Source organism: Ruminiclostridium cellobioparum DSM 1351 = ATCC 15832 (genome assembly GCF_000621505.1).
GTDB classification, from domain to species: domain Bacteria; phylum Bacillota; class Clostridia; order Acetivibrionales; family DSM-1351; genus Ruminiclostridium; species Ruminiclostridium cellobioparum.
On sequence record NZ_JHYD01000039.1, the window covers coordinates 36,958 to 51,322 of the forward strand.

The following is a 14,365-nucleotide window of genomic DNA, read 5'->3' on the forward strand; positions in this document are numbered from 1 at the left end:
AGGCTAAGACGCGGTAAAAATGATAACGATGTCATAATGTTGTTTGGTAAGCGCGACCGGACTAATAACATCCTTTTTATGCAAGCCTTTGATGTTTTTAAAAACTTCTTGAATTTCACTACGCGTTTGAAGGGTTTGCGTATACCAAGGCAATTTTTTTATCTTTAAAACGAACGTTGCTTTTTAAGTAGTAGAACAGCGATGTTGCCACAACCGTTTTACCAGTTCCGGCATCCCCGCTAATCAGAATTGGCCTTGTCTTAAAGGCTTTCTCTTTGTGCGGTTGTGTTTCGTCTGAATCTATCGTATGCACGATACTGGTTAATGTATTGTGCTGTGCCTCTGTCAGCGTAGTATGGGGAGAATATTTATAGGAACTTGAGTTGATGATCGTTTCAAATTCTTTAGTTTTGACAAGCCCCTTTTTTTCAAGTTTAAGCCACAACTTATCAAAATATAATTCAAATTCATTTTTCCTATAATAATGGGGACGTTGACCGTCATTCCCATTCACAATATTAAATTTATTATCTACTTTCATCAGCTTTATAAATAAATTCTCATAGTGCTTCGCTGGGGTCTCTTCCATTAATAACCCAGTAATGATATGTATTCTTATAAAACGGTACTTTTTGTTTTTATTCTTTGGGGAATCACTGTTATGTTGAGCAGCTCGTTCTTTTGCATCTTGTGTTTCGCCAATATAGGCATCTCGACCGTTTTCCAGTATGTAAACACAATGGTAGTCGTTTTCTAAAACCCACTGATCGAAGTTCTCGTCAGAGTAGTTATAAGTTGTTATAGTAAACATATTTTCTTTCATGGCAAAATTACAGTCCTTGCTCTAAGTTTTATATAATTTTTCGTAGTTTATTATGCTATTATACAACATTTTACTCAAATTCACAATCAGAGCGGTGACAACCATGACAAATAGCCGTACACATGGTAAAATAAAGGTAGATATTGAACTACTGCACCAGCAAAAGCTTTGAAACACGACAAGACCACTTTGTTTGTTCTACTTCAAGGCTCAAAGGTGTAGAAACGTGTTCCACGCACTTCATTCGTGCGGTCGTATTGGAAGAAATGGTGCTCTGGCATTTACAGTATGTTACCAGCTTCGTAACAGCATATGCAGATATGTTTCGTGAGAAAATGAATGCCAAGCATACCGCTGACCGAAAAAAAACAAACCGCACTGCGGCGCAAGCAGATTGCACAGGCAGAACGGCGAATATCTGAACTTTCCAAGCTGTTCAAACGGATGTATGAGGACAATGTTAATGGGAAATTGAGTGATATTCGCTTTGAAGAATTGTCCAACGATTACGAAACGGAACAAGCCGACTTGGAAAGTAAGCTGGAACAATTGCAAGCGGAACTTACCGAGCGTTCAAGAATACATTTACAAGTATAATGAATACTTGAATTTTTTGTCGAAACAGGTATATAATGAAACCGAAATAATTAAATATGAAATATAAAATATACGGGTGTCATAAATGCGGAGTGAGAATGCGTTGGGGAAAAGGATTTTGGCGGTTTGTTTGTTAATATTGACAGCTTTCTTGTTAATTCCCCTGTCAATTGCAGGAGATCATAATCAACTGACGCAGAACACCAAGGCTGTAAAAGGGATCATAAACCTTGAAGAATGGGATCTTAAAATTGATAAAGTGATTCAGTTGAATGGGGAATGGGAGTTCTACTGGGACCAATTATTGACACCTGAAGATTTCAAAAAAGAAGGTAAAGAAAAGCCTGAATTGACAGGATATATGAAAGTGCCTTCCCAATGGAACGGGAAGGTTTTGAACGGAATATCCCTGCCTGCATATGGCTGTGCCACTTACAGGCTTGTTCTGAAGAATATGCCTTCAAATCAGGTTTATGGTTTAAAAAAGAACATTATCCGTTTTTCCAGCAGAATTTTTCTTAATGGCAGCAAGTTCATGGAAGACGGGAATCCGTCAAAAGATGACGGAGAGTACAGGTCGGGTAATTTACCGAAGATTGCCTTTTTCGACAGCAACGGCGGGGAAATGGAAATCCTTATACAGGTTGCCAATTACGAATATATTAATTCAGGTATTCCTGTATCCATAGTTATCGGAGAACAATCAACAATACTGGCTACCCAGCAAAAAAACAGTCTGCTTGAATTCTGTGTCTTCGTCATATTGGGAACTATTGCACTGATATATTTTATATTTTTTATGACCGCCGTTTTATCCCAAAGAAAAGATTATTCACTACTGGCCTTTGCCGTATTATGTTTGATACTTGCGGTCAGCAATGCGTTTACAAGCGAGAGACCCATTCTGGACATATTGCCGCGTATTCCCTTTGTGGTTGTGTTTAAGCTGAGGGACTTCTTCATATTTGCCTGTTTTATAGCGTTGGCATGTCTGATGTACCAATTAAAAAAAGGCATTCTTTCTTTAAGAACTACCAAACTTATATCCTTTGTTTTTGGTGTATACCTCCTGGCAATTATTTTTCTGCCGATACATACCTATATAAGGGCTCAGATATTTATAGTGCTTTTAGATGAGATATTCCTCATTGGCTTACTTGCAAGAACGGCAGTACTTTTTGTTAAAAGCCGCAGAAAAGATACCATTGAGCATTTGATACTTTTTATTGCGGTGCTGATCATAAACCTGTATTCCGTCGAGCTCATCCTGCTTGGAGCAGCTTTAAAAACAAATATCTGGTACGGACAGATTTATATAATCTGCTTTGCCATCATGGTGATCTTTCTGTTATTCCTCCGCTATTTTGATGCATACAGCACCATCAAAAGCATGTCAAACCGGCTTCTCCAATTGGACAGGCTGAAGGATGATTTTCTGGCCAATACCTCCCACGAATTGAAATCACCTTTAAATGCCATCATCAGTATAACCGATTCCATTATAAAAGGGGTGGAAGGCCCTGTAAACCACCTGCAGGCTCAGAATCTTTCCATTGTTGTCGGAAGCGGAAGAAGGCTTTCAAACCTTGTAAACGATTTATTGGATTATTCAAAAATGAAAAACGGAGACATTGAACTGTATAAGAGCAGTATAGATGTAAAAACCATTGTGGAGTCGGTAATCAAGGTTTACAGGTTTATTACGGGAGGCAAGGAAATCGCACTGATCAATAATGTGCAGGCTGACATTCCGGCCGTTTATGCAGACCGTGACAGGCTGACGCAAATCCTGTACAACTTGATCGGAAACGGCGTAAAATTTACTGAAAGAGGTCATGTTGAGGTAAGTGCCGCCCTGTACCAGGATAAGGTCAAGATCTGTGTTTCAGACACAGGGATCGGTATTGCCGAAAATATGCAGGAAGTCATATTTAAATCCTTTGAACAGGTCGATACCTCTGAAACAAGAAGGTATGAAGGAACAGGCTTGGGATTGAGCATAACCAGGAGGCTGGTAGAGCTTCATGGCGGAGAAATCAGTGTGAAGTCCAGTCTGGGAGAGGGGGCAGCCTTTACCTTCACACTGCCGGTGTCCCATGGCAGCCCGGCAGCTGTGGATGAGACAACGCATTATGAACCGCAGCCCGGGAAAACCTACGAACCGGATTCGGCGTATCCCATCCGCATTCGCGGCGATTTGCCAGAAAATATCCTGGTAGTGGATGATGATTATGCAAATCTTCAGTCCATTATAAACCTGCTTAAGATGGAGAAGTACTCAATTACTGCAGTAAACAGCGGACAGAAAGCGCTGGACGAAATAGCCGGATGTCCTGATACGGCTCTGGTCATTCTTGATATCATGATGCCGGATATGTCAGGGTATGAGGTGCTGATAAAGATACGCGAGCGTTTTTCGCTGTTTGAGCTGCCTGTTTTGATGCTGACGGCAAAGAACCGTATTGCAGATATTGTCATGTCACTGGAAAATGGAGCTAATGATTTTGCTGGTAAGCCTTTTGAGGCCGAAGAGCTGAAAATGAGAGTAAAGACCTTGACCAAGCTTAAAACATCCGTAAAGAGTGCAAAAGATGCCGAGATTGCGTTTCTGCGTTCACAGATCAAACCCCACTTCCTGTATAATGCGCTTAATTCCATTGCGGCATTGTGCATAGACGAGCCTCAGAAGGCGGAGGATTTGATAATACAGCTTTCAGCGTACATAAGAAACAGCTTTGATTTTAAAAAGTTGGATTCCCTGGTTACCATAGAAAAAGAACTGGAACTGCTAAAAGCTTATTTAAATATCGAAAAAGCACGTTTTGGTGCAAGGCTGAATGTAGAATATGATATTGATGAATATTTGAATATCCTCATCCCTCCGCTGATCCTGCAGCCTTTGGTGGAAAATGCGGTCCGGCATGGTCTGATGTCAAATTTACAGGGCGGAACAGTCAAAATAACCATAAAAAAGCTGACCGGCAGTGTTAGCTTCATTGTAGAGGATAACGGCAGCGGAATCAGCAGGGCAAAGCTGGAGGAAATACTCGGCTCCAATGTTGAAACGAAGGGAGTCGGGATCTGGAATATAAACCAGCGGCTGAAGCTGCTTTATGGAAAAGGCATTCAATTTGAAAGCAGAGAAGGAGCAGGCACCAGGGTTTCATTCCATATTCCGGTATAGATATGGAATCCGAATCTCAAATTCGGTTATATATTGGAGCAGCGCAGAAATATATACGGTAAAGTGTAAAGGCAGGGGAAATCATGTTAAAAACCATCCTGGTAGATGATGAGGAATTATCAATTAAACGGTTGAATAAAATTCTGACAGAGTGCGGCCAAATACAAATATGCAATACGTTTTCCAATTCATTTGAGGCTTATGAATACATAAAAGAAAATAAAATCGATGTAGCCTTTCTGGATATTTCAATGCCGGATATGGATGGAATGACTTTTTCCGGTATGCTGCGGGATATGGACAGTGACATCGATGTAGTTTTTATAACGGGATATGATGAGTATGCGGTCAAAGCTTTTGAACTGAATGCCATTGATTATCTCCTGAAGCCGGTGACTTCGGAACGGCTGCAAAAGACCCTGGATAAAATTAAAAAGAAACGCAGGTATGTGCAAACAAATCCCGGTTTAGAGGTTTCCTTTTTTAACGGGTTTAAAATTTGCACGGCAGGAGATGAGGGAAGGGAAATAAAGCTGAGAAGCCCCAAAACCGAAGAGCTTTTTGCCTTTATTGTATATAAGGGAACCACAAACCGGGAAGAAATTGTTGATACACTGTGGGAGGGCTTTGACTTTGATAAGGCATTAAAGAATATAAATTCCAATATATATTATATCCGTAAGGCTTTGAGTGTTTATGGGCTGGAGGACTGCATAAAAACGGGCAAAAAGGAAATCGGTATTGAAAAGGGAAGGGTTGCCTGTGATCTGTTTGAATTTGAAAGATTAATCAAAGAAAGTAAAAAAAACGGCATAAAGGATGCGGGTACTTGTGAGAAAGCCATAGAATTCTATTCGGGAGGCTTTCTGAACGGGAAAGGTTATGAATGGGCTCTTGAAAAGGCTCGTAATCTTGAAAAGGACTATATGGAATTGTTGGAGGAAGCAGCCCGGTTTTATGCGGAATCAGAACAGCCGCAAAAGGCGTTGGCAAAGTTATTCAAAATTCTTGAAACTGATTCTTTAAGAGAAGATGTCCATTATCAAATAATTCTTCTATACATGGGCTTGGGAAAGAAAAATGAAGCCCGTCAGCAGTATCAGGTGTTGGAAAAACTTTTAAGGGAGGAACTGGGAATAAGGCCGAAGGCAAAAATACGAAGACTCTTTCAATAAAGCAGGTATACAGTTTGTAAAAGATTCCGGAGAAACACCGGAATCTTTTTTTGTTTATTTTTTGTTTATTGCTGTCATATAAAATAAAATAAATGTCAAATAATGAAAAAAGAGAGGGAAATACAGAGTAGATTTTCCAAATTGTAATGCAATTAAAAAGATATTAAAGGAGAATATGCTAATGTTCAAAAGAAAAGAAAAGCTGAAAAAAAATTATAAAAATAAGCGTAAACTGTTTTCCATGTGGCTGATCATATGCTTTATCTTCGCCATGCTGCCACTGGTTCCGGTTTCTGCGGCTACATTTGTATCAGGCGGACTTTTGTATAATGTACTTACCTCCGGCACTGTAGAAGTAGCTCAAAACAATTATACGGGGACAAGTTACACAATACCCAGTCAGGTGACAAACGGCGGCACTACCTATAATGTGGTAAGAATTGGCGAAAGAGCTTTTTACTACTGTTCTGCTTTGGAAACAATAAATGTACCGAGTACGGTGTCCAGCATTGGATTTGCTGCATTTGACAACTGCTATGCACTTAAGGCAATCAATATTCCGGATAATGTTACAGTTATTGACCACTCTGTATTCCGTCGATGTGACAGTCTCACATCACTTACAATGAAGAACGTGATAAGCATTGGCAACACTTCGATTTTTTACTGTGCAAATCTTACGTCAGTTACCGTGCTGAGCAATTTGACAAATCTTGGCGGCCTCGCTCTGGCCCGCAATCCGAAACTCACAACCCTGAAGCTCACAGGAGTGCCTCCGGTTTCATTGTTCGAGGATCCCTTTGAAGATGACCCTGCCGACAGGGATCTGATTTTGGTGGATTCAACAGGTACTCCTTTGACAGGTACGGCTTTTGCCAATGCCAGCGCAGCTTACAGAGCGGTAAATGACGGCAATACCACCGATAATAAATGGTATGGCTGGAATATAGTACAGCCCAAAAGTACAAATGCCGGCCTGGCCAGCGTAGCAGGGCAGACAGATAGTACTCCCGGGCCTCAGCCAGGTACTAAAACAAGTCCTATTGCATGGGAGATAAGTGTTCTCAACAGTGTATCCACCCTTACTACTGCCAATATTGTACGTTCAGATGCAAGTTCGGCAGTTGCTTTGTACAGTGACAGCAATTTTTCAAATGCAACCTCATCTCTTGCGCTTGCCGATGGGGGAACCACCACAGCATATATTAAAGTCACTGCGGAGGATACTTCCGTTGTAAAGTATTATGCGGTGGCAATAAGCCGGGCTGCGGCACCCAAACCGGGAACGCTGGCATTCAGCAGCAGTGAATACAGCGCAGCAGAGGATGGAACCAGTGCTATCATCACTGTAGACCGTACCGGAGGAAGCGATGGCAGCGTATCGGTGAAATATGCCACCAGCAACGGGACAGCCGCAGCAGGAAGCGATTATGCCGCCGCCAGCGGAACGCTGACCTTTGCAAACGGACAAACCAGCAATACCTTTACGGTAGATATAATAGATGATTCAGTCTATGAGGGAGATAAAACCGTAAACCTTACATTGAGCAATGCTGCAGGAGGGGCAACTCTCGGAACGCCGAATACGGCAGTGCTTACCATTATAGATAATGAACCGGCAAAATCGGTTCTTGCACATAATGTACCCGGGAATACAAAAAGCTTTTATAGTCTGATGGAGGGGTATGGTGCCGGAAACAGGGAAACCCTCAATGTAAAGATTACCTCCACGGGAACAAACAGTAATGTGAAAGTGGTTTTAAGCGGCAATGATGCCGATTGCTTCACTTTATCAGGTGATATAAATACTCTGGGCAATGGGGAGGCAGGAACGTTTACGGTGGCATCCAAAGTAGGGCTGCCTGCAGGGACCTATAATGCAATGGTTACCGTCACCTCGGATGAATTTCCCGAAGGCGTTAGCTTCAGCGTAATTCAGCCGGTGGATGCTCCGGGCTGGTTTGCATTGACTGCGGTACCGGGCAGCAGGCATGTAAGGCTGAACTGGGATGCAGTGCCGGATGCACTTTATTACAATATATACAGAGATGGTGCCTATGTGGATACGGTGTTGGATGAATATTCCTATATGGTTGAGAATCTTACAAATGGCACGGCCTACAATTTTGAAATCAAAGCAGAGAATGACGACCACATAGTTATTGCCATATCAGATCAGGCTGCTTCAACACCGGCAGGTTTGCCTGAGGCACCTACAGGAGTGACTCCCATAGCAGGTGACGGAGAGGTTACGGTATACTTTACCCCACCTGTTGACGATGGAGGAAGTCCCATAACAGGATATGTGGTAACTACTTCCCCGGGAGGGATTACGGTTTCGGGAACAGAGAGTCCGATTACTGTCACGGAGCTTACCAATGATGTGAGCTACACATTTACGGTAAGGGCTGTGAATGAAATTGGGGAAAGCGGAGAATCAGAACCCTCAAATGCTGTAATACCCACGGCCGAGCCTGTATTGACAGCACCCGGCATAACATCGCACCCGGAAAGCCGGGCTGTAAGGATAGGACAGACGGCAACCTTTGCAGTGACGGCTGCAGGGAGTTCACCTCTTTTCTATCAATGGAAAAAGGACGGCGTCGATATAGACGGAGCAACCTCCAATATTTTGACAATAAACAATGTGCAGGTTTCGGATGAAGGGAGCTATACCTGCTATGTAAGCAATTCGGCAGGAAACACAACCAGCAATACGGCTGTTCTCACAGTTAACGAGGCTGAATCACTGGTTCTTACTGCCGTGCCCGGCAACCAAGCTGTAAATTTAACCTGGAATAATATTCCTGATGCGGTTTACTACAATATATATAAGGACAATTTACTCATAGAAACTGTAAGTGGAAGTGCATATACGGCTGCCGGACTTACCAACGGAATAACGTATAACTTTGAAGTTAAGGCAATGGACGCTGATATGAATGTTATTGCAGCTTCCGTACAAATCAGTGCCACTCCGGCAACAAATCCGGGGATGCCCACCGCAGTGACTGCTGCAGCCGGAAACGGCCAGGCAACCGTTAGCTTTACTCCGCCCTCCGACAACGGGGGGAGTCCCATTACAGGATATATTGTAATTGCAAATCCCGGCGGCATTACCGCAGGCGGAACGGGTACAAGCATTACAATCACCGGTTTGACCAACGGTACAGACTATAGCTTTATCGTAAAAGCCATCAACAGTGTCGGTATGAGTGCGGGCTCGGCACCGTCCAATGCAGCAAGGCCTTATAGCCCTTCCAGCGGAAACGGAGGCAATTCTTCCCCTTCAACACCTTCGGGCGGAGGAGGGGGCAGCTCTTCCCCTTCTGTACCTTCAAAACCTGATTCCGGAGTGGATATACTGGTCAACGGAAAAGTTGAAAATGCGGGAACTGCAAATACCACAACACAGGGAAGTCAAAAAGTGACAACCATTATGGTGGACTCCCAGAAACTTCAGCAGAAGCTGGATGAAGAGGGAGATCATGCGGTGGTTACAATTCCTGTAAACACAAAAGCAGATGTGGTAATAGGTGAGCTCAACGCCCAAATGGTCAGGAATATGGAAAACAGGCAGGCAGTACTTGAGGTAAAGACTGAAACAGCAGCCTATACCCTGCCTGCACAACAGATCAATGTTAATTTCATATCCGAACAGATGGGCAGGGATGTGGCATTGCAGGACATCAAGGTGCAGATAGCCATTACCCAGTCATCACCTGAAACTGTAAAAATAGCTGAAAACTCGGCGCAAAAGGGCAGCTTTGCCATAGTGGCGCCTCCGGTAGACTTCTGGATAAAGGGCAGCTATGGAGGCAGGACTGTGGAAGTGAGCAAGTTCAATGCCTTTGTGGAAAGAACCCTTGCAATACCCGAGGGGGTTGACCCAAATAAAATCACAACGGGAATTGTCATGGACCCGGACGGCGCGGTAAGACATGTACCTACACAGGTTACGGTAATAGACGGCAAATATTATGCAAAAATTAACAGCCTGACCAACAGTACATATTCTGTTGTATGGCATCCGCTGGAATTTAAGGATGCCGCCGGACACTGGGCTGAGGAGGCCATCAACGATATGGGTTCCAGAATGGTCATAAGCGGAGTGGGCAACGGAATTTTCCAGCCGGACAGAGATATAACCCGTGCGGAATTTACAGCCATTGTTGTAACGGCTCTGGGCCTGAAGCCGGGAATGGGAACGGTCAGCTTCAACGATGTTCAGGATTACGACTGGTACAGCGGCTATATTAAAACTGCTTTTGAATACAATTTAATCTCCGGTTACAATGCGGAAAAATTCGGACCCAAAGACAGCATTACCCGGGAGCAGGCCATGGCTATAATCGCCAGGGCAATGAAGATCACACCTCTGAAGGTGGAACTGGACGGGGGTGAGGTTCAGAAGCTTCTTGGCGCCTACCTTGACGGGGAGAGAACGGCAGTTTACGCAAAGGACGGCATTGCTGCATGCATAAAGGCAGGAGTTGTACAGGGCAGGAACGGCAATATTCTGGATCCCAAGAAAAACATTACCAGAGCGGAAGTTGCCGTTATTGTAAGAAATATGCTGCAAAAGGCGGGACTCATATAGTGTAATCTGCTGTAAATTTAGAGATAGAAGTAATGCCCTTAAAAGGGAGAAATGCTATAAGTTCAAGGATAAAAATAATGCTTTTAAAGGGAGAAATGCTATGAGAAGACAAAAATTACGGGTTCTTAATGCAGTATTATCGGCAGCCATAGTATTGACTACGGTATTTGTTCCTTCAAGTGCCGGTGCAGTACAGCCGGAACAGGGACAATACATCGTTGGTGACGGCAGCGGAGGAGGCGGCGGAGGAGCGGGTGGAGCCAACCTGGCCGGCGGAGCGGGAGGTAATGGAGGCGGCGGTAATGACACAATTACAGGAACCTCAGGAAATGATGTTATATTTGGTGACGGCAGCGGCGGAGGAGCCGGATGCCGAAGCGTAGGAAGTTCACTTAATCCGCGCGGTGGAACCGGCGGAGGAGGGGATGATATAATTTTCGGAGGTGCCGGAGATGACATCATATTCGGAGATGGTTTCAACGGACAGGATTATTTGGGTTGGTATCCCGGTAACGGCGGCTTGGGCGGCGGAGGAGCCGGTGGTTCCGGTGGTATCTTTGGACAACCCCCTACCGGAGGGATCGGTGGAATCGGCGGAGGCGGTGGAGGAGCCGGAGGCAGCGGAATCTGCTATCCCGGAGCAACCTTGATTGCCGGAGTTGGAAACTCTGGAGGCTATCAAAACGGACCTAATGGCGGAAATGGCGGAAACAGTGCTCTGGCAAATGAAAGTGAAGTGCCCGGGCAGGGCGGTTTGTCAGCCGCATCTGCAGGAGGCGGTGGAGCCGGTTTCGGCGGAGCTGCAGGGGGAAATGCAGGCGGCGGCTCAAACGGTTTAAAAGGATCTGACGGAGATGACAATCAATATACATATGACGACAGTACAGGCAGTATTTTCGGATATTTCACAGAAACTGTACTCAGGACTCTTTTGTTGAACAATCCCAATTTCGGCAGCGGAAATGATGTTATAAATGGCGGCGCAGGCTATAACAACCTTTTTGGCATGGGCGGAAGTAATACATTTATAGTTGACTCGGCCGATAATGCCGTCAGGACAGTTATATGGGATTTGAAGTTCGGCGATAAATTGCTTCTGGAACATGATGGGGTACTGGTGTCGGAAATTACAACAGGAAGTATATTGGATAATGCCATATACGGAGATTTTGACGGAGATGAGCTGGATGATGATACCCGTATTACTTTTAATGGAAGACCGGTTGATATCATAGATGTTATTTTATCGAACAGGAATAATGTTGGAACCGGCGGAGAGATATCTCCGGCTAATTCGGCTCCTACTGTAAATTTAAATGACGGCATAATTGCATGCAATTTTACCAGTGCCCATGAACCGGGCTTCGGGTATGGATTTGTCAATGACCGTGACGGTGATAAGGATTGGAACGGCGGTACTCTTGAAGTACAGATAACTTCAAATGCAAATGTTAATGACAGGATAGGTGTTTACGAAGAAACCCTGTTAACCCCGGTTCTGAATATTTCCGGAACCGACGTATCCTCAAACGGTGTGACTTTTGGTACCATACCTCCTGTTATATCCACCGGGGCAAATACGCATCTGAAGTATTTTGTTACCGGCAGCTCGAAATTTACCGTAGAATTCAATAACAATGCCACAAACGAGCTGGTGCGCAGATTTGTTAATATGCTTATTTTTAACACTTCGGCAAGTGGTGACGGAAACAGAATAGTTACCGTCAAACTTACCGATAAAAATGGCAATTCCTCAATTGATACGGTAGTGATAGGAAATACTGCTGCTCAGGCGGCACCTGTTCTCACGGGTGCTTATACCGATACATCAGGCAGAAAAGTCTATGCAACTTTCGATAAAGATATGATGGGTAATCCAGCTGGAAGGCATAAACAATTTACTGTTACTGTTGATAATGTAGACTATTCCGCTATAGAAGTGAGTAATGATAACTCAGATTCTACCTTGGAATTGACTTTACCCTTTTCAATTGCATATGGGCAGTCTGTAAGGCTTTCCTATACGAAAGGGAGCATAAAAGCACTTGATACAGGAGCTTTGGAGAACTTCCAACTCCAGGAGGTTGTCAATAATGTTCCGTGTACCTATACTGTACCGGAAGCTCCCTTGAATGTTACGGCAACAGCCGGAAATGGTCAGGTAACAGTGAGCTTTGATGCACCCTTTGACGGAGGAAGCCCCATTACGGAGTATATCGTAACAACAAGCCCGGGTGGAATTACAACAACAGGCAGCGCAATATCTATAACAGTGGATGGCCTGACCAACGGAGTAGCCTATTCGTTTACTGTTAAAGCAGTAAACGCTGCAGGAGAAGGGCCTGAGTCCTCCGCTTCAAATGAGGTGACTCCGCAGGCACAGGATAACGGCGGAGGGAATAACGGCGGAGGGAATAACGGCGGAGGGAATAACGGCGGAGGGAATAACGGCGGAGGAGATAACGGCGGAGGAGATAACGGCGGAGGAGATAACGGCGGAGGGAATAACGGCGGAGGAAACAATGGCGGAGGAAGTAACGGCAGTGGAAATAGCGGAAGCAACACAAATAGTACAACTGTTCAGACGTCTGCCGCCGAAGATACCGGCGTTGTCATACTGGTTAACGGTAAAACTCAGAATGCGGCAACTGTTAATGTATCAAAATTAGATGGGAAGTCTGTTTTAACCTTTACTATTGATGAGAATAAAGTAAAAGAAAAAATAGAGCAGGAAGGAAATAATGCCATTGTTACAATTCCTGTAAAAAAATCTGCTGATATATATATAAGTAAATTAAACGGACAGATTGTAAAATACATGGAGTCAAAACAGGCCGTACTGGAAATTAAAACAGAAAATGCCACATATACTATACCGGCAGCACAAATAAATATTGATGATTTAAGCGAGAAGCTTGGCAGGCAGACAGCTCTTAAGGATATCACCGTTGACATAAAAATTTCGGCTTCTTCGGATGCCATTGCCAAACTTGTTGAAGATACCGCAAACAGCAAAGGCTATAAGGTTGTTGTAAATCCGGTTGACTTTGACATTACCTGCTATAAGGGAAATTCATCAGTGAATGTAACAGAATTTAACGGTTATGTTGAGAGGATGCTTGTTGTTCCCCAGGGAGTGGATACATCCAAAATAACTACAGGAGTGGTGTATAATTCAAACGGTACCTTCTCACATGTACCGACTCAAATTACGGTTATAGACGGAAAATACTATGCCAGAATAAACAGCTTAACCAATAGCTCCTATTCTGTAATCTGGAGCCCCAGGACCTTTGCCGACGTTGAAAAACATTGGGCTAAAGACGCTGTTAATGATATGGGTTCAAGACTTGTAATTACCGGCAGCCCCAACGGAATGTTCGAACCGCAAAAAGATATAACCAGAGCGGAATTTGCAGCAATTGTTGTAAACGGACTCGGATTAATGCGTCCCGGAACGGGAAAATCCAACTTTACTGATGTGCAAAAGGATAAGTGGTATTATGACGCGGTATCCATTGCAAGTGAGTATGGTCTGGTGGCAGGCTGCGGCAATGGAAAATTCGGACCAAATGATAAGGTGACCCGTGAACAGGCTATGGCCATTATTTCAAAGGCAATGAATATTACAGGCTTGAAGGTTCAATTGGCTTCCGGGGAACAGGAAAAGCTGCTGTCGGCATTTAAGGACGGAACTAAAGCCGCAGAGTATTCCAAAGCAGCAATAGCGGCATGCCTGAAAGCTGAATTGGTCAAGGGACAAAGCAATGGTATCATAGCACCAAAGTCCAATATCACAAGGGCTGAGGTAGCTATTATTGTCAGAAATCTATTGCAAAAATCAAAGCTTATATAAAAACCTAATAAAATGGAAAGCAGTTTTTAATTTGATTCATATTCATTTTGTATTGCCTGTCTTGAGGATGAAACCTCCGGACAGGCAATTTTTTTATGCATTGAAAACAAATAACAAGTATAATAAACTA

At 43.8% G+C, this 14,365-nt stretch carries 6 protein-coding genes; 5 read left to right on the top strand and 1 reads right to left on the bottom strand.

Annotated features, from left to right (window positions below; all coding sequences use genetic code 11):
* Positions 1–118: 118 nt before the first annotated feature.
* A complete protein-coding gene (locus T344_RS31380) occupies positions 119–823 on the bottom strand; it encodes a GIY-YIG nuclease family protein (protein WP_207641843.1) in 705 nt (234 codons plus the stop codon).
* Between the two features lie 339 nt (positions 824–1,162).
* Between T344_RS31380 and T344_RS31595 the strand changes: the two genes are divergently transcribed.
* From T344_RS31595 to T344_RS29860, 5 genes are all read left to right on the top strand, one after another.
* Positions 1,163–1,420: a hypothetical protein gene (locus T344_RS31595; RefSeq protein WP_027629400.1), complete on the top strand. Its 258-nt coding sequence runs from the start codon at positions 1,163–1,165 to the stop codon at positions 1,418–1,420.
* A gap of 130 nt (positions 1,421–1,550) precedes the next feature.
* Positions 1,551–4,604, top strand: a complete 3,054-nt coding sequence (locus tag T344_RS0115035; RefSeq protein ID WP_027629401.1) for an ATP-binding protein — start codon at positions 1,551–1,553, stop codon at positions 4,602–4,604.
* Between the two features lie 83 nt (positions 4,605–4,687).
* Positions 4,688–5,779: a response regulator gene (locus T344_RS0115040; RefSeq protein WP_034861694.1), complete on the top strand. Its 1,092-nt coding sequence runs from the start codon at positions 4,688–4,690 to the stop codon at positions 5,777–5,779.
* Positions 5,780–5,960: 181 nt separating this feature from the next.
* Positions 5,961–10,379, top strand: coding sequence for a fibronectin type III domain-containing protein (locus tag T344_RS29855; RefSeq protein WP_051571913.1), 4,419 nt, complete (start codon positions 5,961–5,963; stop codon positions 10,377–10,379).
* 100 nt (positions 10,380–10,479) lie between these two features.
* Positions 10,480–14,235 carry an S-layer homology domain-containing protein gene (locus T344_RS29860; RefSeq protein ID WP_051571915.1) on the top strand — a complete coding sequence of 1,252 codons (3,756 nt, stop codon included), beginning with the start codon at positions 10,480–10,482 and terminating at the stop codon, positions 14,233–14,235.
* The last annotated feature ends 130 nt before the right edge of the window (positions 14,236–14,365 follow it).